The 26,385-nt window shown below is 41.0% G+C and carries 23 protein-coding genes, 2 tRNA genes and 1 pseudogene; 18 read left to right on the plus strand and 8 right to left on the minus strand.

Annotated elements, in window-relative coordinates:
• Positions 1-3: 3 nt before the first annotated feature.
• Entirely contained in the window at positions 4-1,704 is a 1,701-nt protein-coding gene (locus tag CJF29_RS18380) for a DUF4270 domain-containing protein (RefSeq protein ID WP_004309010.1), read from the plus strand.
• Between the two features lie 167 nt (positions 1,705-1,871).
• On the opposite strand, the gene CJF29_RS18385 is transcribed toward CJF29_RS18380, so the two are convergent.
• From CJF29_RS18385 to CJF29_RS18395, 3 genes are read right to left on the minus strand one after another with little or no spacing between them, the layout of a single operon-like run.
• Positions 1,872-3,317: a glycoside hydrolase family 57 protein gene (locus CJF29_RS18385; protein WP_004309012.1), complete on the minus strand. Its 1,446-nt coding sequence runs from the start codon at positions 3,315-3,317 to the stop codon at positions 1,872-1,874.
• Between the two features lie 16 nt (positions 3,318-3,333).
• Complete coding sequence (locus tag CJF29_RS18390) at positions 3,334-4,599, minus strand: glycosyltransferase family 4 protein (protein ID WP_004309013.1); 1,266 nt, start codon at positions 4,597-4,599, stop codon at positions 3,334-3,336.
• 16 nt (positions 4,600-4,615) lie between these two features.
• Entirely contained in the window at positions 4,616-6,553 is a 1,938-nt protein-coding gene (locus tag CJF29_RS18395; RefSeq protein ID WP_004301783.1) for a glycogen debranching enzyme N-terminal domain-containing protein, read from the minus strand.
• Between the two features lie 214 nt (positions 6,554-6,767).
• On the opposite strand from CJF29_RS18395, the gene CJF29_RS18400 reads away from it, so the two are divergent.
• Entirely contained in the window at positions 6,768-7,421 is a 654-nt protein-coding gene (locus tag CJF29_RS18400) for a rhomboid family intramembrane serine protease (RefSeq protein ID WP_004309014.1), read from the plus strand.
• Positions 7,422-7,549: 128 nt separating this feature from the next.
• On the opposite strand, the gene CJF29_RS18405 is transcribed toward CJF29_RS18400, so the two are convergent.
• Positions 7,550-8,149: a MarC family protein gene (locus CJF29_RS18405; protein WP_004301781.1), complete on the minus strand. Its 600-nt coding sequence runs from the start codon at positions 8,147-8,149 to the stop codon at positions 7,550-7,552.
• A gap of 137 nt (positions 8,150-8,286) precedes the next feature.
• Between CJF29_RS18405 and CJF29_RS18410 the strand changes: the two genes are divergently transcribed.
• On the plus strand, positions 8,287-8,955 hold the full coding sequence (locus tag CJF29_RS18410) for a Crp/Fnr family transcriptional regulator (RefSeq protein WP_004304586.1): 669 nt from the start codon (positions 8,287-8,289) through the stop codon (positions 8,953-8,955).
• 97 nt (positions 8,956-9,052) lie between these two features.
• Here the strand turns inward: CJF29_RS18410 and guaA are convergent, their stop codons facing one another.
• Entirely contained in the window at positions 9,053-10,576 is a 1,524-nt protein-coding gene (guaA, locus tag CJF29_RS18415) for a glutamine-hydrolyzing GMP synthase (RefSeq protein ID WP_074708561.1), read from the minus strand.
• Positions 10,577-10,707: 131 nt separating this feature from the next.
• Positions 10,708-11,154 (minus strand): large-conductance mechanosensitive channel protein MscL, encoded by a 447-nt coding sequence (gene mscL, locus CJF29_RS18420; protein WP_004316173.1) that lies wholly within the window; start codon positions 11,152-11,154, stop codon positions 10,708-10,710.
• 142 nt (positions 11,155-11,296) lie between these two features.
• Here mscL and gap point away from each other — a divergent pair, with 142 nt between their 5' ends.
• The 7 genes from gap to CJF29_RS18455 all read left to right on the plus strand — a co-directional run bounded on the left by gap (position 11,297) and on the right by CJF29_RS18455 (position 18,576).
• Positions 11,297-12,307 carry a type I glyceraldehyde-3-phosphate dehydrogenase gene (gene gap, locus CJF29_RS18425; RefSeq protein ID WP_055235843.1) on the plus strand — a complete coding sequence of 337 codons (1,011 nt, stop codon included), beginning with the start codon at positions 11,297-11,299 and terminating at the stop codon, positions 12,305-12,307.
• 173 nt (positions 12,308-12,480) lie between these two features.
• Entirely contained in the window at positions 12,481-14,541 is a 2,061-nt protein-coding gene (locus CJF29_RS18430) for a M3 family metallopeptidase (RefSeq protein WP_099147001.1), read from the plus strand.
• A gap of 38 nt (positions 14,542-14,579) precedes the next feature.
• On the plus strand, positions 14,580-15,095 hold the full coding sequence (locus tag CJF29_RS18435) for a DUF4847 family protein (RefSeq protein ID WP_009039671.1): 516 nt from the start codon (positions 14,580-14,582) through the stop codon (positions 15,093-15,095).
• Between the two features lie 8 nt (positions 15,096-15,103).
• On the plus strand, positions 15,104-15,553 hold the full coding sequence (locus CJF29_RS18440; RefSeq protein WP_008020857.1) for a dCMP deaminase family protein: 450 nt from the start codon (positions 15,104-15,106) through the stop codon (positions 15,551-15,553).
• Positions 15,554-15,583: 30 nt separating this feature from the next.
• Positions 15,584-17,335 (plus strand): S41 family peptidase, encoded by a 1,752-nt coding sequence (locus tag CJF29_RS18445; RefSeq protein WP_008020856.1) that lies wholly within the window; start codon positions 15,584-15,586, stop codon positions 17,333-17,335.
• Positions 17,313-17,840: a 5-formyltetrahydrofolate cyclo-ligase gene (locus CJF29_RS18450; protein ID WP_004316167.1), complete on the plus strand. Its 528-nt coding sequence runs from the start codon at positions 17,313-17,315 to the stop codon at positions 17,838-17,840. Before CJF29_RS18445 ends, CJF29_RS18450 begins: the two co-directional genes overlap by 23 nt.
• Entirely contained in the window at positions 17,785-18,576 is a 792-nt protein-coding gene (locus CJF29_RS18455) for a histidinol-phosphatase (protein WP_099147002.1), read from the plus strand. The genes CJF29_RS18450 and CJF29_RS18455 overlap by 56 nt, the downstream gene beginning before the upstream one ends.
• Here CJF29_RS18455 and CJF29_RS18460 read toward each other — a convergent pair.
• Positions 18,563-18,850 (minus strand): DUF721 domain-containing protein, encoded by a 288-nt coding sequence (locus CJF29_RS18460; RefSeq protein WP_004316165.1) that lies wholly within the window; start codon positions 18,848-18,850, stop codon positions 18,563-18,565. The two genes, CJF29_RS18455 and CJF29_RS18460, sit on opposite strands and share 14 nt — an antisense overlap.
• A complete protein-coding gene (gene recF, locus CJF29_RS18465) occupies positions 18,837-19,955 on the minus strand; it encodes a DNA replication/repair protein RecF (protein ID WP_008771136.1) in 1,119 nt (372 codons plus the stop codon). The genes CJF29_RS18460 and recF overlap by 14 nt, the downstream gene beginning before the upstream one ends.
• 160 nt (positions 19,956-20,115) lie before the next feature.
• On the opposite strand from recF, the gene CJF29_RS18470 reads away from it, so the two are divergent.
• The 8 genes and pseudogenes from CJF29_RS18470 (at position 20,116) to CJF29_RS18505 (ending at position 26,340) form a co-directional block, all read left to right on the plus strand.
• Entirely contained in the window at positions 20,116-20,799 is a 684-nt protein-coding gene (locus tag CJF29_RS18470; RefSeq protein WP_004316163.1) for a tetratricopeptide repeat protein, read from the plus strand.
• Between the two features lie 150 nt (positions 20,800-20,949).
• A complete protein-coding gene (gene ribH, locus CJF29_RS18475) occupies positions 20,950-21,444 on the plus strand; it encodes a 6,7-dimethyl-8-ribityllumazine synthase (RefSeq protein WP_004301766.1) in 495 nt (164 codons plus the stop codon).
• 51 nt (positions 21,445-21,495) lie between these two features.
• A tRNA-Tyr gene (locus tag CJF29_RS18480) sits at positions 21,496-21,578 on the plus strand.
• Between the two features lie 8 nt (positions 21,579-21,586).
• Positions 21,587-21,659: transfer RNA gene (locus CJF29_RS18485), tRNA-Gly, on the plus strand.
• Between the two features lie 359 nt (positions 21,660-22,018).
• On the plus strand, positions 22,019-22,390 hold the full coding sequence (locus tag CJF29_RS18490) for a transposase family protein (protein WP_074559397.1): 372 nt from the start codon (positions 22,019-22,021) through the stop codon (positions 22,388-22,390).
• A 40-nt stretch (positions 22,391-22,430) separates the two neighbouring features.
• Positions 22,431-23,366: a transposase gene (locus tag CJF29_RS18495; RefSeq protein WP_074556840.1), complete on the plus strand. Its 936-nt coding sequence runs from the start codon at positions 22,431-22,433 to the stop codon at positions 23,364-23,366.
• Between the two features lie 19 nt (positions 23,367-23,385).
• Positions 23,386-24,624, plus strand: a pseudogene (locus CJF29_RS18500) (Gfo/Idh/MocA family protein).
• 306 nt (positions 24,625-24,930) lie between these two features.
• Positions 24,931-26,340, plus strand: a complete 1,410-nt coding sequence (locus CJF29_RS18505; RefSeq protein WP_009000517.1) for a Gfo/Idh/MocA family protein — start codon at positions 24,931-24,933, stop codon at positions 26,338-26,340.
• Positions 26,341-26,385: the final 45 nt, after the last annotated feature.

Here is a 26,385-nt window from a genome sequence, read left to right on the forward strand (position 1 = left end):
ATCATGAAAGCAAAATACGCCTTAATAGTTTTACTGGCAATCACCTTTTGGGGTTGTGATGACAACACTGCCGGACTGGGATTGAGAATGTTTCCAGAAAGCGACCGGGATATCAATGGAAAGCTATCTACATTTGATGTAATTACCGAATCTGTTCATGCCGGTAAGATATATGCAATGACAAATGTCGGTTATGTAGGTAAGTTCACTGATGAAACATTCGGAACTTATCAGGCAGGTTTCTTGGCACAACTAAATTGCCCTGAAGGAATGACTTTCCCTGGAGTATACAATAAGACAGCTTTAGACAGCAAAGGGAAAGCTACTCAAATAATGGTAGGGGACGATAATGAAGATAATAAAGATGTCACTTTCATACGTGATGATGAAAATAAGATTATTGGTAACATCCATACAATCGAACTTTACCTATGGTATAGCAGCTATTTTGGAGATTCATTAACTGCATGTCGTTTAAGTGTTTACGAACTAGGAGAGGCTGAAAAAGAACTTAATCAAGAGAATGCATATTATACAGATATTGAGCCTGAAGAATTTTATAATCCTGAAAATCTACTGGGAACTAAGGCCTATACAGCAGTCGATTTATCTGTTAAAGATTCTATCCGCAAACTCAGTACATATGTACCTAGCGTACATGTTTCTTTTAAACAGGACGCTGCAATAGAAATTGGCACAAAGATTATACAAGAAGCTAACAAATTTGGCGTTAATTTTGATAATAAAACATTCAGAAAAATATTCAAAGGCATTTACGTAAAAAGTGATTATGGTGATGGTACTGTGCTTTACATAAACCAAGCTCAAATGAATGTTGTGTATAAATGCTATGCAGTTGATACACTCACTGGTATTAAATTGAAAAAGAAAGTAGCAGAAGAAGATGGAAAATATAAAGACTCGACCTACTATGGATATCGTACCTTTGCCACTACTCGTGAAGTAATTCAAGCTAATCAATTAAAAAATGAGACACAAACGATAGACAATTTAATCAACTTAGAAGAAAACTGGGACAAAACTTATCTAAAGACTCCGGCAGGCATTTTTACCCAAGCAACTCTTCCTATTGATTCTATCGCAAATGTATTAGCTGGTGACACATTGAATGCCGTAAAATTAACATTCACAAACTATAATCAACCTGCTGACAAAAAATTTGGCATGTCTATTCCATCTAATGTTATGCTAATACGAAAGAAAGAAAAAGATTCTTTCTTTAAAGAAAACAAGTTAACCGATGGAATTTCATCATACTTAACAAGCCACAGTAGTAATATCAACCAGTATAGTTTCAACAATATAACCCAGCTGATTAATGCATGTATCGTAGATAAAGAGGAAGCTAGAAAAAAAGCTGGTAGTTCGTGGGATGAAAAGGCATGGGAAAATAATAACCCTGACTGGAATAAAGTTGTATTAATTCCTGTCTTAGTAACTTATGATTCGTCAAGTAGTAATAGTTATTATGGAACATCTAGCAACATTATTAGCATACAGCATGATTTGAAACCTGGATATGTACGTCTAAAGGGTGGAAAATTGGGAGAAAATTTAGTACTTAAAAAAGATAAAGATGGAAATATAATGTATAATGAAAAAGGAGAACCTATATATGAATATGATCAAAAATATGTTCTCAAACTAGAAGTAGTTTCAACTCAATTCAAGAGTACAAAATAAAGATTATCCATATTAATAAAAATAGCGCAGGTCACTTATGTAACTTGCGCTATTTTTATTAATATTGGACAGGGTAACCACACAAATATGCATTACCCCCACAAAAAACCGTGAGTCTGATTTTCTCTTACTCACGGTTCTATATAACAAGTTTTTATACTGTTTATTTAAGCCTTCTTAGCTTTCCCCGTAGCCTTCTTCGGCTCGGCTGTTGCTTTCTTAACTGCAGCTTTCTTTACAGCAGGTTTTGATTTATCAACAGCTTTTTCTTTTACTACCGGCTCTTTAGCATTAGTAGCCTTTTTGACCACCGTTTTCTTTGCCGCTTCTACTTTTGCCTGTAATTTAGCCAATATCTTTTCCAATTCAGTAATCTCATCCCCCTGATTCTTAATGGTAGTCAATAAAGAATTTAATTCTTCACTGTCTACATCGGCAGGATATAGTGCATCTACCCGTTTGATAAAGTCACCCAGAATATTCATATAGTTAGTGAAAGCATCATAAGGAGAATCATAGATTCCACGATTCAACCACATACCATTATTCTTCGTTGTCATAAAACGGAAGTTATTGCTAGCCTGCAAATAATCCCAATCCTGTTTGATACGACGGTCGTCACACAAATGAACACGTTCAGCTACACTATACAATTTATTAAAAGCCTCGCGTTGCATAACATTACCCAGCCAACAACTAGTATCTCTCTCTTCATCCACCCACGACATCGGATATGCAACATTGAGTTGTGATACTGATTTCAGCTTCGTTACAATTTCAGTCGGTGTAGAGAAAGTAATTCCCTTAGCCTTTGCACATTCCGGCAACGCTTTTAAGAATTCAAGAATATTAGAGGATAACGGTTGAGCCATACCAAGCGAACTCAATTCCATAAAGATATTAATAACTTGCTCTTCTTGCGGCAATGCATCGATCCAATTAATATACTTATCAGCAAACAACGGATATTCCGCCCACTCCGAATTAGAAAAGCGCAAACTGATGTCGTCAGAGAGTTTGAAATCCCGCAACAAGAGCTTAAGACTTGGAGCTTGATTACAGTGATAAACATAATGCGGACTCTTCCACCCCAACACATGTTTAGCACCTTCCGTCAACATCCCCTTGAAGCCCATAGAAGCTACCAATCCACCAATTTCATCAGAATAAATCAGACTAGAGTTGCGGAACACTTTCGGTTCTTTGCCAAACATCTGTTTCATCTTATCACGTTGACGAAGTACTTCTTCACGGAAGCAATCCTCGTTAGCCAGTGAAGACAAACCATGCGAATAAGGTTCACATAAGAACTCACAACAACCAGTTTCATTTAACTGATGCAATAAATCAATGACTGCCGGAGCATGAATTTCCAATTGTTCCAAGGCTACTCCCGAGATAGAAAGTGCTACTTTAAAAGCACCACCCGAGTTTTTCGCCATCTCGATCAACGCATTGAGAGCAGGAATATACGAACGTTCAGCGACCTCATTCATACCCGTTTCGTTGGCATAATCATCATAATAATAATGGTCATTACCAATATCGAAGAAACGATAACGTTTCAAATGGATAATTTGATGTATTTCAAAATAAAGACAGATAGTTCTCATTTTATTTATTGTTTTGTTATTTACCATAGTTTCTTAACACAGACTCGTAGAGAGCACGGATTCTCAAGCCAACTTTTTCCCACGTAATCCCATCTACTTCCTTCTTTCCCTCTTCTTTGAGATATTCGAAAAGAGACGGATTGGTACACAGAGAATGGATAGCGTCAGCCATTGCATGAATATCCCAATAGTCAGTTTTTATCACCTTATCAAGAATCTCGCCACATCCAGACTGCTTAGAAATGATGGAAGGTGTTCCACACTGCATGGCTTCCAGCGGAGCGATACCGAAAGGTTCAGAGACAGACGGCATGACAAATACATCACTGTTCTTATAAACCTCATATACCTGTCTGCCTTTCATGAAGCCCGGGAAGTGGAATCGATCGGCAATACCACGTTCAGCAACCAAGTTAATCATGGCATTCAACATATCGCCTGACCCCGCCATTACAAAACGAATATTACGAGTACGCTGCAATACAAGCGCAGCAGCTTCTACAAAATATTCCGGTCCTTTCTGCATCGTAATACGTCCAAGGAAAGTGACCACCTTTTCTTTTGAGTGATCGGGACGTGGAATATCCAGCAGTTCCTGCGACAATGGATAAACAGCATTATGCATGGCAAATACCTTTCTGGGGTCCTGATGATACTCGTTAATAACAGTGCGACGAGTAAGCTCGGATACGCACATGATACAATCGGCATGATCCATACCATTCTTCTCAATCGAATAAACAGTAGGATTGACTTTGCCACGAGAACGGTCAAAATCCGTAGCATGCACATGGATGCAAAGCGGCTTTCCGCTAACCATTTTGGCATGTACTCCGGCAGGGTAAGTCAGCCAGTCATGCGCATGAATGATATCAAACTCCTGCTGACGGGCTACTACTCCGGCAATGATCGAGAAATTATTAATTTCTTCGTGCAAGTTCCCGGGATAACCACCAGCAAACTCCATACACCCCAAATCATTCACATGCATATAAGAAAAATCGGCATAAATATGATCGCGGAAAGAGTAATATTCTTCCGGTGTCATTTCCAACAAGCGGGACTTCAAGTAGTCGTAGTTGACATCACGCCACACGATGGGTACTTGATTCATACCGATTATTTTCAAGAACTTTTCTTCTTCACCGCTCGGTTTAGGCATACAGAAAATCGTCTCCATATCACCTTGCAGACTCAATCCTTTAGTTATTCCATAAGAAGCAACCGCAAGACCACCATATATTTTGGGAGGGAATTCCCATCCAAACATTAAAACTTTCATCTTCGTTCCTCCTTTTTTAATAATACTTAGACAGTAGCTTTAAGACACGCAGTATTTCTGCTACATTCATCGCAAACGATACTGCGCCGCGTCCTTTGAAAGGCGGGTTCCCATCGAATAGCTCGGGAATGGAACCAACACAATGACTTGTCATTTCGTCATCATAACTAATCAGTTGGCGTTCAACGAATGACAATCCGCTCATCTTATAAATTCGAAGATAAGCTTCCAGATAGAACCCCATCAACCAAGGCCAAGCAGTTCCCTGATGATAAGCATAATCCCGTTGTATCTGCGGACCCACATAGTTAGGATTATATCCACCACTCTTCGGACTCAACGAACGAATTCCTTTCGGAGTGAGCAGCTCTTTGGTCACAATATCAAGCACCTGTTTCTTTTGTGCACGATCCAAAGGAGAATAATCAAACGCTACGGTAAATATCATGTTAGGACGTACACTCCAATCCATCATATTACCGTCTACATAATCAAGCAGATAACCATATTCGTTACGGAATACCTCGACAAAAGACTTTCCGGTTACTTCTGCCTGCGCATCGAGTTCATCCGCCAAGTATACGTCTCCTCCTTCGCGCACCAAATCAGCTATAAAACGCAACGCATTATACCACAACGCATTAAATTCAACAATATACCCCGTACGAGGAATCACCGGATGTCCGTTCACTGTAGAATTCATCCATGTAATCGCCTTATCCGTACCGTTGGCAAAAAGTAATCCATTATCATGCAAGAAAAGATTCTCATGTTTCCGCTGACGAATAAACTCCATTATATCTTTCAGAAGTTCTCCGTATTTCTGACGACATTGCTCACGGGAAGTTTCTTTTGCATATTGCTGCAAAGCCCAGACAGCCCAAAGCAAAACGTCAGGATGCTCCATTTCATAAATCTTGTAGCCTACTGGTTCTTCATTTATAAAATTGCGAATTGCCTTTTCCGCCGTTTTCATCACATCCTCAAACTGATCGACCTCATCGAGCGCAAGCGTCAGTCCCGGCAGGGCAATGAACATATCACGTGCACGACATTTAAACCACGGATAACCGGCAAGAATATAATGTTCGTCTTCCTGCTGGTTATGGAACTGATGAGCGGAATTCTTCAGACAATGGTAAAAGCTATCACGAGGGGTACGATCAAGCACTTCAGCCTCAAATGTTTGTTTCAATCTACGGGGAGTCACTTCTGAAGTTCCGGCAGAGAATACGATGCTCTCCCCTTTCTTTATATCCACCTCAAAATAACCGGGAACATAAAGGTCTTCATTGAAGTCATACCCACGCTCTTGTTCTTTCGGGTATTCAATACCCCGATACCAGTCAGGCATGAAATGAAACTCACACTTTTTATTCAACTGCATATATAGTTCCGGATATCCGGGATACATACAGGTTTTAATACCATTTTCCACAAGTTGATACTCGCGGCTTGCCTGCGCATTTTCATGTGTGTACTCACGTACACTCCTGAAAGCGAGGAACGGGCGGAAGCGCAAAGTCGTAGCCGAATGCGCATCCAGCAAAGTATAACGAATCAGGATTCTATTTTCATGATGTACAAAGATTTTTTCTTTGCGGAGGATAACACCTCCGACACGGTAAGTTGTTGCCGGGATATGCTCACAATCAAACTCGCGGATATACTTGTGTCCGTTAGGACTAAAGTTGTTTCCCTGATATTTGTGCAATCCCAAGTTAAACTCCGCACCGTGTTGAATTACCGTTTCATCAAGAGAAGATAGCAGCACATGATTTTCATCGTCGATATTGGGAACTGGAATTACCAACAGGCCGTGATATTTGCGTGTGTTACAATCAACAATCGTCGTACAATGATAAGCTCCTGCTTTGTTCGTCCGGAGGATTTCTCTTTGAAGAGACTCTTCCAGATTCGTCATGAGGGTCTTGTCAAATCGTAAATAACTCATAGTTGTGCATTATTAAAGGTTAATTTATTGGTCATTATATCATATATCTATTTATTGTTACATACCGCATATATGGACTGTAGCATCATATACAACGGGTATAACGCCCAAATGTACAAATTATAGATAAAAACAAAAATAAAAAGGCTTTTTATTTTCAGATTTTGTGCAAATATTCGTAGTATTGCGTAAAATATCTAAAGAAAAGAATGTCATGAAGCAAGATATTCAGCGTATCATGCTGGCTGCAGCAAAGCCTTTGTTTCCTATTTTTATTCTCTATATACTCAAGATTATGGAAGTCGGAATGGACTGGGACTTCTCTCGCTTGGGGGTATATCCTATGGAGAAACGGGGGCTGGTAGGTATTTTAACTCACCCATTGATACACAGCGGATTTAGTCATTTACTGGCAAATACAATTCCTTTATTTTTCTTGTCATGGTGTCTTTTTTACTTTTACCGGGGGATAGCAGGTAAGATTTTTATCCTAATCTGGCTCGGAGGCGGACTACTTACTTTCCTGATTGGAAAACCGGGATGGCACATTGGTGCCAGCGGATTAATTTACGGACTTGCCTTCTTTCTCTTTTTCAGTGGTATTCTCCGCAAATATATTCCACTCATTGCCATCTCTTTACTTGTCACCTTTTTATATGGAGGGATTATATGGCATATGTTTCCTTATTTCTCCCCCACCAATATGTCGTGGGAAGGACATCTTAGCGGAGGAATTATGGGGACACTCTGTGCTTTCGTTTTCGTAAATCACGGACCGCAACGCCCGGAACCTTTTGCGGACGAAATGGAAGAGGAAGAAAATACAGAAGAAGAAACAACAGCAGCAGAAGAAGAAGAAACGTTATAAATGCCAACTCGTGCCACCACATTGGCACACTTGTGACATCAAAGTGGCACGATTGCGACAAAGACATGTCACAGTTGTGCCAACACGATGGCACATCCGATACAATAGCTTTCAATTTAATAAGAAAATCAAGACCGATGCAACGCCTCAATCAATAACGTTATATTGGCTGTAAACAACCTCACAGAAATAGCTAATAAGATGATACCAAAGAATTTACGAATAATATAGATGCCTCCTTTTCCCAGGAAACGTTCTACACGACCGGTCATACTCACTACAAAGTAAACCCAGATCATATTCAAGACTAAAGCTATAATGATATTAACACTGGCATATTCTGCCCGAAGAGAAAGCAAAGTGGTGAAAGCTCCGGCACCTGCCAACAGAGGAAAGACAAGCGGCACCAAAGTTGCTTCTTTGATAGGACCCTGGTTCTTGAAAATCTCAATATCCAGAATCATCTCCAAAGACATAAGGAAAATGACAAATGCACCGGCTACTGCAAACGATTCAATATCTACATGAAAGAGTTTCAGCATCATATCTCCCGCATAGAAAAATCCGATCAGCAAAGCAAAAGAGATGACAGTAGCTTTCATTGCATTCACATCTTTCCCTTTTTCTTTCAGGTTAATTATAATAGGTATAGAGCCGATAATATCTATCACGGCAAAAAGTACGATAAACGCACTAATCATCTGCTGCCAATTGAAGCCTGCGAACATAATTCCCTCCTTTTTTTCTGCAAATATACTCTATTTTTATGCATTCAAACAATAAAAAAAACAAAAAGAACGGTCAGATGTTGACAGCAGTATTGTATTATGAGTAAATTTGTACGATTAACAAGAGATTACAACATATGGAAACAATGTTCGACACTTTGCTCCAATTGCCTTTATTTCAAGGTCTTTGTCATGAAGATTTCACAAGTATTCTGGATAAGGTCAAGCTACACTTTATCAAGCATAAAGTGGGAGAAACTATCATAGAGAGTGGTAGTCCGTGTAAACAACTCTGCTTCCTATTAAAAGGAGAGGTTTCTATCGTCACAAGTTCCAAAGAAAATATATACACCGTCATCGAACAGATGGAAGCACCTTATCTGCTGGAACCACAGTCGTTGTTTGGCATGAATACCCATTACACTTCTGCTTATGTGGCACATACGGAAGCGCATACCGTCAGTATCAGCAAAGCATTCGTACTTAGCGACCTGTTCAAATATGAAATATTCCGGCTGAACTATATGAACATCGTAAGTAACCGGGCACAAAATCTTTACTCACGTTTATGGGAAGAGCCGACACAGGATTTAAGAGAGAAAATCATTCGCTTTTTCCTGTTACATTGTGAAAAGGCGCAGGGAGAAAAGATATTCAAAGTAAAAATGGACGACCTTGCCCGCTACTTAGATGATACCCGGTTGAATACATCGAAAGCACTCAACGAGCTACAAGACAAAGGATTATTAGAGTTACGCCGGAAAGAGATTCTTATTCCGGACGCACAAAAGCTGGTAAGCGAGTAGATACGGACTGAGCAATCAAAAAAAAAAAAACTATTCATCATAAAAATAGCCTCAACAGGAATTCCTATTGAGGCTATTTTTAGATTATAAAGTGTTATTATTCCCACTCAATGGTTGCTGGTGGTTTAGAACTGATATCATAGGTTACACGGTTCACTCCCTTCACCTTATTAATAATATCATTCGATACCTTACCCATAAATTCATAAGGCAGATGCGCCCAGTCGGCTGTCATGGCATCTGTAGATGTCACAGCACGTAAAGCAACTGCTCTTTCGTACGTACGTTCATCTCCCATCACGCCTACAGACTGTACTGGCAACAAGATAACTCCTGCCTGCCATACTTTATCATACAATCCCCAGTCACGCAATCCCTGAATAAAGATATCATCAGCATCCTGCAGAATACGTACTTTTTCAGGAGTAATATCACCCAGAATACGCACTGCCAGCCCCGGTCCCGGGAACGGATGGCGGGTAATCAGATGTTCCGGCATACCCAACTCACGACCTACCCGACGAACTTCATCCTTAAACAACAAACGAAGTGGCTCACACAATTTCAGATTCATCTTTTCAGGAAGTCCACCTACATTATGATGGCTCTTTATCACTGTACCCGTGATAGACAATGACTCGATGCAATCCGGATAGATTGTACCTTGGGCCAGCCATTTCACGTCTTTTATCTTATGAGCTTCTACATCGAACACATCAATGAAACCCTTACCTATAATCTTACGTTTAGCTTCCGGTTCGGCCACACCAGCCAGTTCCGTAAAGAACTTTTCGCTGGCATCAACGCCAATCACATTCAAACCAAGACATTCGTAGTCTTTCATCACATTCTTGAACTCATTCTTACGCAGCATACCATGATCTACAAAGATACAAGTCAAGTTCTTGCCGATAGCTTTATTCAGCAGCACTGCCGCAACCGATGAATCGACTCCACCACTCAAACCGAGAACAACCTTATCATCACCCAACTGTTCTTTCAGTTCGGCAACCGTGCTCTCAATAAAAGAAGCCGGCGACCAGTCTTGCTTGCAGCCGCAAACATCTACCACAAAGTTCTTCAGGATTTGAGTTCCGTCTTCACTATGGAATACTTCCGGATGGAACTGAACACCCCATACCTGCTCCCCTTCTATCTGATAAGCAGCAATCTCTACTTTATCTGTTGAAGCTATTTTCTTGAAATTATCAGGAATAGCAGTAATCGTATCTCCATGACTCATCCACACCTGCGACTCCTCACGCACTCCTTTAAACAGTACATTACCTTTGCAGAAAGAAGCCAAATGAGCACGTCCATACTCACGCGTTCCGGCCGGTTCCACTTTTCCGCCATTGGTATATGACAGATACTGTGCACCATAACAAATACCCAATATCGGATATTTACCACGAATTTCACTCAAATCTACTTTGAAAGCATCTTTATCGTAAACCGAAAAAGGGCTTCCGGAGAGAATGACTCCTTTAATAGTCGGGTCTTCTTTAGGAAACTTGTTATAAGGAACGATTTCACAATACGTATCCAATTCACGTACACGGCGGCCTATAAGCTGTGTTGTCTGCGAACCGAAATCAAGAATTATTATTTTTTCCTGCATATCAATGGTTGGATTTTGAATAAATTGAGTTGCAAAAGTAGAAAAAAGTACGCAATCTATATTAATAATGAAGAGAAAAATAAAGGAGATTCACAAGTTTACACCTGAAATCTCCTTCATTTTAATTAGAATCAATTATTTTTTTCTTTCAGCAAATCACGTATCTCCGTCAACAAAACTTCTTCTTTCGTTGGCGCAGGAGGAGTTGGAGGAGCAGCTGCTACTTCTGCCTGTTTTTTAGTTGTCAGTTTCGTAATCAAACGTATAAATAAAAATATAGCAAAAGCGATAATCAGAAAATCAAAGGTGGCCTGCAGAAACTGGCCATAATCCAATGTCACAGCCGGAGCTATCTCCTTACCGTCAGCACCGATCTCTGCCGCTTTCATCACCCATTTCAAATCCGTAAAGTTCACACCGCCAACCAGTAAACCAATCGGAGGCATAATAACATTAGCAACCAATGATGATACGATTTTTCCAAACGCACCACCAATAACAACACCGACAGCCATGTCTATGACGTTACCTTTCATGGCAAACGCCTTAAAGTCCTGTAAAAATGTACTCTTTCCCATCTTTTTTCAATATTTAATGTGAATTTAATGCGCGAATATAAAAACATTTTTGTAATTTTGCACCGCATTTGAAAATAAAACAAGTGCGGAGGTAGAGAGATATTTGAACAAATATTATAAAACCCTTAAAAGTTTAAACAAAATGATTAAAGTAGGTATTAATGGATTCGGACGTATCGGACGTTTCGTTTTCCGCGCTGCAATGAAAAGAAACGATATTCAAATCGTAGGTATCAATGACCTTTGCCCGGTTGATTACTTGGCTTACATGCTGAAGTATGATACAATGCACGGTCAATTCGACGGTACTATTGAAGCAGATGTTGAAAACAGCAAATTGATCGTTAACGGTCAAGCTATCCGTATCACAGCTGAAAGAAATCCGGCTGACTTGAAATGGAACGAAGTAGGTGCAGAATACGTTGTTGAATCTACAGGTTTGTTCTTGAGCAAAGACAAAGCTCAGGCTCACATCGAAGCTGGTGCAAAATATGTTGTAATGTCAGCTCCTTCTAAAGATGACACTCCGATGTTCGTTTGCGGTGTAAACGAAAAGACATACGTAAAAGGTACTCAATTTGTATCTAACGCTTCTTGTACTACTAACTGTTTGGCTCCTATCGCTAAAGTATTGAACGACAAGTTCGGTATCCTTGACGGTTTGATGACTACAGTTCACTCTACAACTGCTACTCAGAAAACAGTTGACGGTCCTTCTATGAAAGACTGGAGAGGTGGTCGTGCTGCTTCTGGCAACATCATCCCTTCTTCTACTGGTGCTGCTAAAGCTGTAGGTAAAGTAATCCCTGCATTGAACGGCAAATTGACTGGTATGTCTATGCGTGTTCCGACTTTGGACGTATCTGTAGTTGACTTGACAGTTAACTTGGCTAAACCGGCTACTTACGCTGAAATCTGCGCTGCAATGAAAGAAGCTTCTGAAGGCGAATTGAAAGGTATCCTGGGTTACACTGAAGATGCAGTAGTTTCTTCTGACTTCTTAGGTGACGCTCGTACTTCTATCTTCGACGCAAAAGCAGGTATCGCTTTGACTGATACTTTCGTTAAAGTTGTATCTTGGTATGACAACGAAATCGGTTACTCTAACAAAGTTCTTGACTTGATCGCTCACATGGCATCAGTTAACGCTTAATTAGAAGCTTGAACCATATAGAAAACCGCTGCGGGAAACCGTAGCGGTTTTTTTATACATTTCATTTTATATATTGTTAAAAAGCAACGTGTTATCCGTTGAATAAGCGACAATTTTAGTAGCTTTGTACTTCTATGGAGAGATTATTAATAACATTGATACTAGTTTGCACTATGAGCAATATAACAAACGCCCAGAATCCTTTCTACGGGCAATACCATACGCCGCACGGAACCGTGCCATTCGACCGGATTGAAACTGAACATTATGAGCCTGCTATCCTCGAAGGAATCAAGCTGCAAAATGCTGAAATAGAGGCTATCATACAGAATCCGGAAAAGGCTGATTTTAGCAATACGATAGAAGCTTTCGAAGAATCAGGGGAATTACTGGATAAAGTAGTTGCCGTCTTCGGTAATATGTTGAGCGCAGAAACGAATGACGATCTGCAAGAACTCGCTCAAAAGATTATGCCGTTGCTTAGTGAACACAGCAATAATATCACACTGAATGAAAAGTTATTCGCACGTGTGAAAGAAGTGTATAACCAGAAAGAGACTTTGCAACTGACACAGGAACAAAAACAGTTACTGGAAAATGCATACAACAGTTTTGTTCGTCATGGTGCCAATTTGGAAGGAGAAGCACGGGAAGAGTACCGCCGCCTGACAAACGAGTTGAGTAAACTGACGCTTACTTTCAGTGAAAACAACCTGAAAGAGACAAATGCCTATCAGATGCTGTTGACAAAAAAGGAAAGTCTCGCCGGATTACCCGAAATTATCATAGAAGCTGCTGCTGAAACAGCCAAGAGCGAAGAAAAAGAAGGATGGGCGTTCACGCTTCATGCTCCAAGCTACGTTCCTTTTATGACGTATTCCGACAATCGTGATTTACGCCAGAAATTGTATATGGCTTACAATACAAAATGTACGCACGATAACGAATTCAATAATATCGATATCGTAAAAAATATAGCCAATACACGTATGAAAATAGCCCAGCTATTGGGATACAAAGATTATGCGGAATATACGCTAAAGAAAAGAATGGCTGAAAACAGTGAGTCTGTATACAAGCTGCTCAACCAACTGCTGGAAGCATACGCTCCTACCGCACAACAAGAATACAAAGAAATTCAAGAACTGGCCCGCGAAGAGCAGGGAGATGATTTCGTTGTAATGCCTTGGGACTGGAGTTATTACTCAAACAAACTGAAAGACAAAAAATTCAATATCAATGAAGAAATGCTCCGTCCTTACTTCGAATTGGAACAAGTGAAAAAAGGAGTGTTTGGACTAGCTGAAAAGTTATATGGAATTACTTTCCGGAAAAATACAGAAATTCCGGTTTACCATAAAGAAGTGGAAGCCTTTGAAGTGTTTGATAAAGACGGAAAATTCTTAGCCGTCTTATATACTGACTTCCACCCACGTTTAGGTAAGCGCGCCGGAGCTTGGATGACAAGTTACAAAGACCAATGGATAGATAAAAAGACTGGCGAAAACAGCCGTCCGCATGTATCCGTTGTGATGAACTTTACCAAGCCAACCGAGAATAAGCCTGCTTTATTAACATTCAATGAAGTAGAAACATTCTTGCATGAGTTCGGACATAGCCTGCATGGTATGTTTGCCAATTCCACTTACAGAAGTTTAAGCGGAACCAATGTATATTGGGACTTTGTGGAGCTTCCTTCGCAGATTATGGAGAACTTCGCCATAGAGAAAGATTTCCTCAATACATTTGCCCGTCATTATCAGACAGGAGAAGTTTTACCGGATGAATTAATAAAACGTCTTGTAGACGCTTCTAATTTCAATATTGCTTATGCTTGTCTGCGGCAACTAAGTTTCGGTTTACTTGATATGGCGTGGTATACTCGCAACACTCCTTTTGAAGGAGACGTGAAAGCTTATGAACAGGAAGCCTGGAAGGATGCACAAATATTGCCGGTTGTACCAGAAGCTTGCATGAGTACGCAGTTTTCCCATATCTTCGCTGGTGGATATGCCGCCGGATACTATAGTTATAAATGGGCGGAAGTACTGGATGCCGATGCTTTCTCATTGTTCAAGCAAAAAGGAATATTCAATCAGGAAGTTGCAGACTCGTTCCGCAACAATATTCTGTCGAAAGGAGGAACGGAACATCCGATGGTACTTTATAAACGTTTCCGCGGGCAGGAACCAAGTATTGATGCTTTATTAATCAGAAATGGAATAAAGAAATAAGTATTAAGTATAAGGTATTAAGTATTAAACATAACCGTATGAAGAAGAATATCTATAAAATAGTAGGATTATTACTATTGCTTCCTTTATTTTCAGGGTGTAATGATTCGGACGATGTAGCCGCTATCTTTACAGGAAAAACGTGGAAACTAAATTATATCACTGTGGATGGAGGTCATGAGATGTTTCCCTTCTGGGAAAATGAGGAACAAGAAAAAGCAAGTATCAAAGAACTTAATAAGAATGGTACATACAATATCGTATTTGATGGTACAGTAGATGGAGATGTTATGAACGGAAATATAAAAGGAACTGTCATTGCAACCAGTACTTTTGAAGGAAAATGGAGCGCCAATGCCAAAAACAACAGCTTTAAAGCTACTGTTACCACTGCAGGTAATTATGGTAACGACAAACTCGCCAAAAATTTCATAGAGGGGCTTAATGCTGCTACATCTTACGAAGGAGACAGTAACAACTTATACCTTTTATACAAACCGGCATCCGGTAAACAAACTTTCCGTATGGTTTTCCGGGTAGTTAGTAATAAATAGTAAACAACATGGACACTGAAAAGAAACAATTAGAACTTGACAAACGTTATATACGCATGGCCAGTATATGGGCTGAAAATTCCTATTGCCAACGCCGTAAAGTAGGAGCTTTAATTGTTAAAGATAAAATGATTATCTCCGATGGATATAACGGAACGCCTTCCGGTTTTGAGAATGTATGCGAAGATGAAAACAATCTGACAAAACCATACGTTCTGCATGCGGAAGCAAATGCCATTACCAAAATAGCACGTTCAAACAACAGTAGCGACGGTGCTACCATGTACGTCACCGCCTCTCCTTGCATCGAATGTGCGAAGTTAATCATACAGGCAGGGATCAAACGGGTAGTTTACTCCGAACATTACCGCCTGGAAGATGGAATTGAGTTATTAAAACGGGCGGGAATCGAAGTTATCTACACAGAATTAGATAACCATTCCTCTCCGAATAAATAAGAAGACGAACGTTTTAAAAAAGGAATAGACATGAGTACAAAAAACTCTTCACGTTTTACACCTGTCATCATAGCAGTCAGCGTGGTAGTCGGGATTCTTATCGGTACATTTTATGCCAAGCATTTTGCCGGCAACCGTTTGGGTATTATCAACGGTTCCTCCAATAAGCTAAACGCATTGTTACGCATTGTAGACGATCAATATGTCGACACCGTAAACATGGCCGATTTAGTGGAAAAAGCCATGCCGCAGATTCTGGCCGAATTAGATCCACATTCAACTTATATCCCTGCCCAAAATCTCGAAGAAGTCAACTCGGAACTGGAAGGTAGCTTTAGCGGAATCGGTATCCAGTTTACCATACAGAACGACACCATTCATGTGAATGCAGTCGTTCAGGGTGGCCCTTCTGAAAAGATAGGATTGATGGCGGGCGACCGTATTGTTACCGTGGACGACAGTTTGTTTGTCGGTAAGAAAGTAACCAACGAACGGGCTATGCGCACTCTGAAAGGCCCGAAAGGTTCACAAGTGAAATTAGGTATCAAACGAACAGGAGAAAAAGACTTATTGCATTTCAACATTACCCGTGGAGACATTCCTCAAAATACCGTTGATGCAGCTTATATGCTAAACGATGACATTGGTTACGTGAAAGTCAGCAAATTCGGACGTACCAGCCATGTAGAATTGTTGAATGCACTGGCACAACTCAACCATAAAAAATGCAAAGGTCTGATCATTGACCTCCGCGGTAACACCGGAGGATATATGGAAGCAGCCATCCGCATGGTGAATGAGTTCCTGCCCGAAGGCAAATTAATCGTATACACTCAAGGCCGTAAATATCCACGTGCAGAAGAATTCGCCAACGGTACAGGTAGCTGTCAGAAAATGCCACTCGTCGTATTGATTGACGAAGGTTCTGCTTCTGCCAGTGAAATCTTCACCGGAGCTATTCAGGATAACGACCGGGGTACAGTTGTAGGACGCCGTTCCTTTGGTAAGGGACTCGTGCAACAACCGATCGACTTCAGTGATGGTTCGGCTATCCGCCTGACAATCGCCCGCTACTACACTCCATCCGGACGCTGCATCCAACGCCCATACGAAAGCGGTAAAGATCGTAACTACGAACTGGATTTATATACCCGTTACGAACATGGGGAATTTTTCTCACGCGACAGTATCAAGCAGAATGAGAGCGAACGTTATAACACCAGCCTGGGACGTACTGTTTATGGCGGTGGTGGTATCATGCCGGATATATTCGTACCGCAAGATACAACGGGAGTCACCTCTTATCTTTCTACTGTTATCAACCGGGGACTGACTATTCAATTCACATTCCAGTACACCGACAATAACCGGAAGAAACTTAGCCAATATGAAACAGAGGAAGAATTGCTGAATTATCTTCGTCATCAGGGATTGGTAGAACAGTTTGTCCGTTTTGCCGACAGCAAAGGAGTGAAAAGAAGAAATATCCTCATTCAGAAGTCATACAAACTTTTGGAGAAGAACCTCTTTGGTAACATCATCTACAATATGCTTGGACTGGAAGCTTATCTTCAATATTTTAACAAGACAGATGCTACCGTCATTAAAGGCATTGAGATACTCGAAAAAGGAGAAGCTTTCCCAAAAGCTCCGGTAGCCGTTGAAGAGGAAGAAGTGACGAAGGACAAAAAAGATGGAAAGAAAAAAAGAACTGCGCAAGCGTATAGCATTACTGAAGACCCAACACGCGGATTCGACTATGCGAAAGCTGCAATCAGCTAACATACTGACCGCCCTTGAAGCCCACCCGGCTTTCAGGGCGGCCAATACCGTACTACTATACCATTCGCTAAATGATGAAGTAGACACACATGAGTTTATCCGAAAATGGAGCAATAAGAAACGAATCTTGCTCCCCGTAGTGGTAGGCGATGATTTGGAGCTTCGGATATATACCGGGCCTGAAAATATGTCAATCTGTGGTGTCTATGGCATAGAAGAACCAACCGGGGAAGCATTCACAGACTATGCAGCCATCGATTTCATCGTCGTTCCCGGAGTCGCTTTCGACGCAAAAGGTAATCGTTTGGGACGAGGAAAAGGATACTACGACCGCCTCTTGCCACGCATACCAACAGCTTACAAAGCTGGGATTTGTTTCCCATTTCAATTAGTAGAAGAAGTTCCTGCGGAATCATTCGACGTCCGCATGGATATAATTATAACAATCAATGAAGACGAATTATCACACCCATACCACCCGCTGCCATCATGCGACAGGGAGTGACGAAGAATTTGTTTTAAGTGCCATCAAAGGCGGCTATCAAGAAATAGGCTTTTCAGACCACACTCCGTGGAAATACCACACCAATTATATCTCCGACATCCGCATGCTCCCTGAAGAGTTGCCGGGCTATGTGGAAAGCCTCCGTTCGCTACAAGAAAAATACAAGAATCAAATCAGTATAAAAATAGGATTGGAATGTGAATACTTTACTGAATATATACACTGGTTAAAAGGAATCATCAAAGAATATAAGCTGGATTACATCATCTTCGGAAATCACCATTTTCATACAGATGAGAAGTTTCCCTATTTCGGCCGGAATACAGATTCGGTAGACATGCTCGAGCTCTACGAAGAGAGTGCTATTGAAGGAATGGAAAGCGGACTATTTGCCTACCTTGCCCATCCGGATTTATTCATGCGTTCCTACCCGGAATTCGATCATCATTGCAAACTGGTCAGCAGACATATCTGCCGGACAGCAGCACGGTTAAACCTACCGTTGGAATATAATCTTGGTTATGAAGAGTATAATGACATTCATGGAATCACCACCATTCCTTACCCGGATTTCTGGAAAGTAGCCGCCCATGAAGGTTGCACCGCTATCATCGGTGTAGATGCTCACAATAATCAATATCTGGAAAATCCTTTTTATTACAGCCGTGCAACCGAAACACTTCGCAAGCTGGGTATAAAGGTTATAGACAGAATCCCTTTCCTCAACGAAAAATAATGTTTGTAATAACCATAGCACCGACTCTCTGATTGAGTGTGCGCACCAATACTTCACGCCCCATCATCAACTCCTGCCGGAGAGCAGCAGAAGTAAGATGCACATACAATGTCTGATTACGAATATAAAGATTGCTGGTATAAGCCGCCGCCGGTCCTAAGACTTGAGGCCAGGCATCCAACAGTCTTTGTTCGTTCAGCGGAGATTCCAAACTCTCCTGACGAAGAAACTGTTGAATCAGTTTTCCTATTTGTTCGGCATCATTGCGCTTCATCGTCAGCCTCCATTTCTTGAATTGTACCCTCTTCTACACGAAATATCTTATAATCACTACCTACCTTATGTAAAATACGGTCCAGATGCCCCCGGTTCGTATCCGTTATAAATATCTGCCCGAAATTGTCTCCGCCCACTAACTTCACTATTTGCTCTACGCGGGAAGCATCCAGTTTATCAAAAATATCATCTAATAATAATAAAGGAACAGTTCTGCCCGTACGTTTCAAGAAATCAAACTGTGCCAGTTTTAACGCCACCAGATATGTTTTATTCTGTCCCTGCGAGCCTTCTTTCTTTATCGGAAATTCGCCCAACAGCATATTTAACTCATCCTTATGAATCCCCCGCAAAGAGAACCCCATTATCTTATCCCGCTCCCTGCTCTGCTTCAACACTTCCAACAAAGAAGCATCCCGTGCATGAGACTCATAAGATAATCCCACAGCCTCTTTATCCTGCGAAATAAAAGAATAGAAAGATTGGAAAATAGGAATAAACTCCCGGATAAACGCTTCACGCTTCCGGAAAACGATTTCACCGGCTTGAGACATCATTTCCTCCCATACAAGAAACAATTCTTCCTCCACCGGGAACTCACTCTTCAGCAATGTGTTACGCTGCACCAATGCTTTATTATACCGTATCAGTGCTTCAAGATATTCTTTATCATACTGCGAAATCACTACATCCATAAACCGGCGACGTTCATCACTCCCTCCGGCTATCAATTCTGAATCGGCAGGTGAAACCATCACCAAAGGCAGGAAGCCGATGTGATCCGAGAAGCGGCTATATTCTTTCTTATTCCGCTTAAATTGTTTCTTCGAACGGCGTTTCATTCCACAATAAATCTCTTCAGGAGTTCCGTCCTCCGCTTCATAGAAACCCTGGATGACAAAGAAGTCTTGTTCATGACGAATATTCTGAGAATCAATCGGATTGCCGGAACTTTTACAGAAGGATAAGAAATACACTGCATCCAGCAGATTCGTCTTCCCCATCCCATTCAGTCCGAAAAAACAATTCAGTTTGGCAGAGAATCCCAGCTCCACCTCTTCCAGATTCTTATAATTTAATATAGATATTCGTTTCAGTATCATTGTGCACACGTTAATTTGTTCACAAAAGTAGCAAGATTTTCGTGGTTTTCGGGTGTAAAACAAAAAAAGATGCTTCTAAATTTCGTTTGTAGATATAAAAAAACTACTTTTGCGAGTCGAAATATCAAACTGTGAATAATAACAAAAAGAATCATATAAAATGGCAGAACAAAAGAATCAGAACGAACATCTGAACGTAGAAGATGCACTGACACAATCGGAAGCATTTCTTATCAAGTACAAAAACGCAATTATTGGCGGTGTTGTTGCTGTGATTATTATTGTAGCAGGTTTTATCATGTACAAAAACCTCTATGCTGAACCACGTGAAGAAAAAGCACAAGCAGCTCTTTTCAAAGGACAGGAATACTTTGAACAGGATGCTTTTGAACAGGCTTTAAACGGTGACAGCATCGGTTACACAGGTTTCCTGAAAGTAGCTGATGAGTACAGCGGAACAAAAGCTGCTAATTTGGCAAAAGCTTATGCTGGTATTTGCTACGCACAACTTGGCAAATATGAAGAAGCAGTGAAGATGCTGGATAGCTTCAATGGAAAAGACCAAATGGTTGCTCCGGCAATCTTAGGTGCTGCAGGTAACTGCTATGCACAACTTGGCCAACTGGACAAAGCTGCCTCTACTTTACTGTCGGCAGCAGACAAAGCTGACAACAACACATTAAGCCCGATTTTCCTGATACAAGCCGGAGAAATCCTGGTAAAACAAGGAAAATATGACGATGCAGTAAACGCTTACACTAAGATCAAGGATAAATACTTCCAGTCTTATCAAGCTATGGACATCGACAAATATATCGAACAGGCTAAATTGATGAAAAAATAATATCTTATTATATAAGGAGATCGAGGCACGGATTACACCGGATTAAGCGGATTATCTATTAAAACCGTGGAATCCGTGAAATCCGTGCCTTTCTTCTTAATTTCCCATACTTTCAAACTTCATTTTATAATTCTCAACTTTTAATTTACTATGGCAACAGCTTACCATAACTTATCCGAATATGATTTCAATTCCGTTCCGAATGCAGAAGCAATGAAATTTGGCATTGTCGTATCCGAATGGAACTTCAATATTACCGGTGCTTTACTGAAAGGCGCAGTCGATACATTAAAAAAACATGGAGCAAAAGACGAAAATATTCTGGTAAAAACTGTACCGGGAAGTTTCGAACTAACTTTTGGTGCCAATCAAATGATGGAAAATTGCGATCTTGATGCAATTATTGCAATTGGTTGCGTAATTAAAGGAGATACTCCACATTTTGATTATGTTTGTATGGGAGCAACCCAGGGAATTACCGAATTAAACGCAACTGGCGATATACCAGTTATTTACGGATTAATTACCACAAATACAATGGAGCAAGCAGAGGATCGTGCCGGTGGCAAACTGGGTAACAAAGGAGACGAATGTGCAATTACTGCAATAAAAATGATCGATTTTGTTTGGAGTTTAAATAAATAGTTGTATCTTTGCACCGCAATTGAGAAACAAACCTCCTCAAAAGCAAAAAAAGGGCAAATACCAGAGTGGCCAAATGGGGCAGACTGTAAATCTGCTGTCTTTCGACTTCGGTGGTTCGAATCCATCTTTGCCCACAAAAATTGCGGAAGTAGCTCAGTTGATAGAGCATTAGCCTTCCAAGCTGAGGGTCGCGGGTTTGAGCCCCGTCTTCCGCTCTCCAAAGAGAATCTGAGAAATTAGATTCTCTTTTTTTTGTTTTACTTTAGACCGCTAAGCTTATGAAAAATTCTCCGGTACAATCGCACGTACTCCGACTAGCACATCCCCCTATCGGCTCAGTCTGAAAACTTGGGGGATTGCGTTAAAATTCTTATTTTTGCATCATGAACACATCCTCTTCCCAAACGATTGATCCTGTTGTTTCTTTAAGCTTGTTCTTGCCTTCAGGAATCCTTGATTACTTTACCCTAGTCAATCATGTTTCTCAGGATACTTGCTTTATTCTTTATTTAGAGGAGAAAGCGGCTCAGTCTGAAAACTTGGGGGATTGCGTTAAAATTCTTATTTTTGCATCATGAACACATCCTCTTCCCAAACGATTGATCCTGTTGTTTCTTTAAGCTTGTTCTTGCCTTCAGGAATCCTTGATTACTTTACCCTAGTCAATCATGTTTCTCAGGATACTTGCTTTATTCTTTATTTAGAGGAGAAAGCCACTATTCCTGCTGAGTACTCAGATCTCCATCTTCACTCAAAAGGTTTCCTCCCTGAGATTGAAGTTCAGGACTTCCCTATCCGTGGTAAAGCCGTTTATTTACGTATCAAGCGTCGTCGCTGGGAAGATCCATCCACTGGGCAGACATATAGTCGTGACTGGAGTTTGGTAGCCACCGGTACTCGCATAACCGCTGAGTTCGGTGCTTTTTTAAAAGAATTACTTAGATAATCACGCCGTTAGCTGCCAAAGTGTAGCTGAGCATTACTGTATGGATGGCAAACAGCTTCAAAGCCAATATAAAGATCACCTGAGTGACTTCCAGAATTGGGATCAGAGAGCACATGCCCAAGAGTATATCCTTTATCCAAAGAATATGGGTTATCGCCTATGTATTGACGAAACGGCTTTGAGCAAGGGAGATCTTTATACCATCTTAATAAATAGAGATAAGCGAGGTAGGAAAGGTTCTATTATAGCTGTAATTCAGGGCACTAAAGCTGATGATATCATTGCGGTACTTACAAAGATGCCACAGGAGCTGCGTAATCAAGTCAAAGAAATTACACTGGATATGGCAGGGAGCATGCAAAAGATTGCGAAAACGTGCTTTCCACGTGCCATGCAGGTGATTGATAGGTTTCATGTACAAAAACTTGTATACGAAGCTGTACAAGAGTTGCGTATTACATATAGATGGCAAGTGATAAAAGAGGAGAATAAAGCCATGAAAGCCGCAAAAGAGAAGGGGGAAGTACATAAAGCAGAAGAACTCGAAAACGGAGATACATTCAGGCAATTATTAGCCAGAAGCAGATATTTATTATTTAAATCACCTGATAAATGGACCAAGAGCCAGAAAATCAGGGCAGAATTACTTTTCAAGCAGTTTGAAGATATTAAGCATGTATATTACTACTCATTGGAGTTGGGAAAGATCTTTTCCACAAACTATGACAAGGATGTAGCAAGAGCAAAGCTGGCACTATGGTATAATAAGATTGAAGAATATGGATACGATACATTCACAACAGTAGCAAACTCTATTGAGAATCATTATGAAAGGATTTTGAACTTCTTTGTGAACAGGAGTACAAATGCAGCAGCGGAAGCATTTAATGCTAAAATCAAAGCATTTAGGGCATCATTTAGAGGAGTAGTGGATATGAGCTTCTTCCTTTTTAGGCTAGCAAAGGTATATGCATGAAGGGAATTGACTAAACTTAATTCCCCAAGAATTACAACTGAGCCCCCCTATCCCCACTATCCGCATCGGGATTATAGGACTGGGCAATCGCGGATTGCTCACCTTACAACGTTATCTGCAAATTGAAGGAGTAGAAATCAAAGCTCTTTGTGAAATAAGAGAAGGAAATCTAAGTAAGGCCCAACAACTATTAAAAGAAGCCGACCGTTCCGAAGCCACCGGATATACCGGAGTGGAGGGATGGAAGAAGATGTGCGAATCGGATGAAGTAGATTTAATATTCATCTGCACCGACTGGTTAATGCATACTCCAATGGCAACTTTCGCAATGGAATGCAATAAACATGTAGCTATTGAAGTTCCGGCTGCTATGAGCGTGGAAGAATGTTAGCAATTGGTAGACACCGCAGAAAAAACCAGGCGACACTGCATCATGCTCGAAAATTGTTGTTATGATCCCTTTGCACTAATGACTCTCAACATGGCCCAACGAGGATTGTTCGGAGAAATCATGCATGTAGAAGGAGCCTACATTCACGATCTTCGTTCAATGTATTTTGCCGAAGAGAGCGAAGGCGGCTATCACAACCATTGGGGAAAAAGATACAGCATCGAACATACAGGCAATCCTTATCCCACTCATGGGTTGGGCCCCGCCTGCCAGATACTGGATATTCATCGCAGTGACAGAATGGAATATCTCGTTTCCATGTCTACTCATCAGGCAGGAATGAGCGAGTATGCCCGCAGACTATTCGGCGAATATTCACCGGAAGCCCACCAGAAATATCAATTGGGAGACGTAAACACCACTCTTATCCACACGCTCAAAGGAAAGACAATCATGCTTCAATACGACATATCCACCCCACGTCCTTACAGCCGCCTTCAAACAGTATGCGGCACACTGGGATTCGCCCAAAAATACCCTGTCCCCTGTATCGCCCTGGATCCTAATGGAGACACTCCACTTGAAGGAGAACTGCTAGAAAAAATGATGGCACGCTATAAACATCCTTTTAGCGCAACCATTGGCGAAGAAGCACATCGCAGAGGCCTACCCAATGAAATGAATTATGTTATGGATTACCGCCTTATTCATTGTCTGCGCAACGGGCTTCCACTGGATATGGATGTATACGATGCAGCCGAATGGTCGTGTATCACAGAACTAAGTGAAAAATCTGTACTGAATAAGAGCATGGCAGTAGAAATACCGGATTTCACCAGGGGAGCCTGGAAAAAATACAAATACTAGGTTCTATCAGAAGTACAGACGAAGTAGATAGTTTACCCCAACAGGAGTAGTAAACGTTAAGCAATTCTAAAAAGGTGACTTCTTTTTAGGAAGAGCCTTTTTCTGGCATGTCTTTTATATGTATTTGACATCACATAAGCCTACACAAAATCAGGTAGAAAAAGTCAGACTCATCTTTTACCTCATAATAGAAACTTTTGTGATGAAAATATCGGGAACAAATACAAATAGTTGGCTAATTAATTACTATTTTTGACACGTAAATGAAAAACATCGAATAACCCCTATTAAAAACTTTAAAATATGATGAAGAAACTATTTACAGTCACTGCCATCGGCTTGGCTTTGTTAACTTGGCACACCAGTTGTACTCAACAACCAAAGGCTCCCGAAGCCTTTACTCCTATCAAAGTAGAAACTCCTGCCCGCCCTGCCGGACAAGAAGATGTAATCCAACTCGTTACTCCTAAAATTGATACCGTTCGTGTCGGTTTCATCGGATTAGGAATGCGTGGTCCCGGTGCCGTGGCACGTTGGACCCATATCCCGGGAACTAAGATTGTAGCATTATGCGACCTGCTTCCCGAACGTGTTGAAAAATCACAAGAAATTTTGAAGAATGCCGGACTTCCTGAAGCTGCTTCTTACAGTGGTTCGGAAGAGGCATGGAAGCAACTTTGTGAACGGGACGATATTGATCTGGTATACATAGCCACCGACTGGAAACATCATGCTGCAATGGGTGTTTATGCCATGGAACACGGTAAGCATGTAGCTATCGAAGTTCCTGCCGCCATGACACTGGATGAAATCTGGCAGCTAATCAATACTTCCGAAAAGACACGTAAGCATTGTATGCAGCTCGAAAACTGCGTATATGACTTCTTTGAACTGACTTCTTTAAATATGGCACAACAAGGCGTATTCGGAGAAGTACTTCATGTAGAAGGTTCATATATCCACAATCTGGAAGATTTCTGGCCTGAATACTGGAATAACTGGCGAATGGATTATAATCATCTACACCGTGGTGATGTATATGCTACCCATGGCATGGGTCCTGCTTGTCAGGTACTTAATATCCACCGTGGCGACCGCATGAAAACATTGGTATCGATGGATACGAAAGCTGTCAACGGACCGGCTTATATTAAGAAACAAACAGGAGAAGAGGTGACCGACTTCCAGAATGGTGACCAGACTTCTACCCTGATTCGCACAGAGAACGGTAAAACGATGTTGATTCAGCACAACGTAATGACTCCACGCCCATACAGCCGTATGTATCAGATAGTGGGAGCCGATGGTTACGCAAGCAAATATCCGATTGAAGAATATTGCCTGAGACCTTCACAAGTTGATTCAAAAGATGTGCCTAATCATGAGAATCTGAATGCACATGGTTCTGTACCTGAAAACGTAAAAAAAGCCTTGATGGATAAATATAAAGATCCTATTCATATAGAGTTGGAAGAAACAGCCAAGAAAGTAGGTGGACATGGTGGTATGGACTTTATCATGGACTACCGTCTGGCATATTGCTTGCAGAATGGACTGCCATTGGATATGGACGTTTATGACCTGGCAGAATGGTGTTGCATGGCTGAACTTACCAGACTTTCTATCGAGAACAATTCAGCTCCGGTAGAAGTACCCGACTTCACTCGCGGCGGATGGAATAAAGTACAAGGCTACCGTCACGCTTTTGCAAAATAAAACAGAATATTTCCTTTTAGCACGAGCATAATGAACCAATCCGGC

The organism is Bacteroides celer, from assembly GCF_002632415.2.
In the GTDB taxonomy this organism is placed as follows: Bacteria; Bacteroidota; Bacteroidia; order Bacteroidales; family Bacteroidaceae; genus Bacteroides.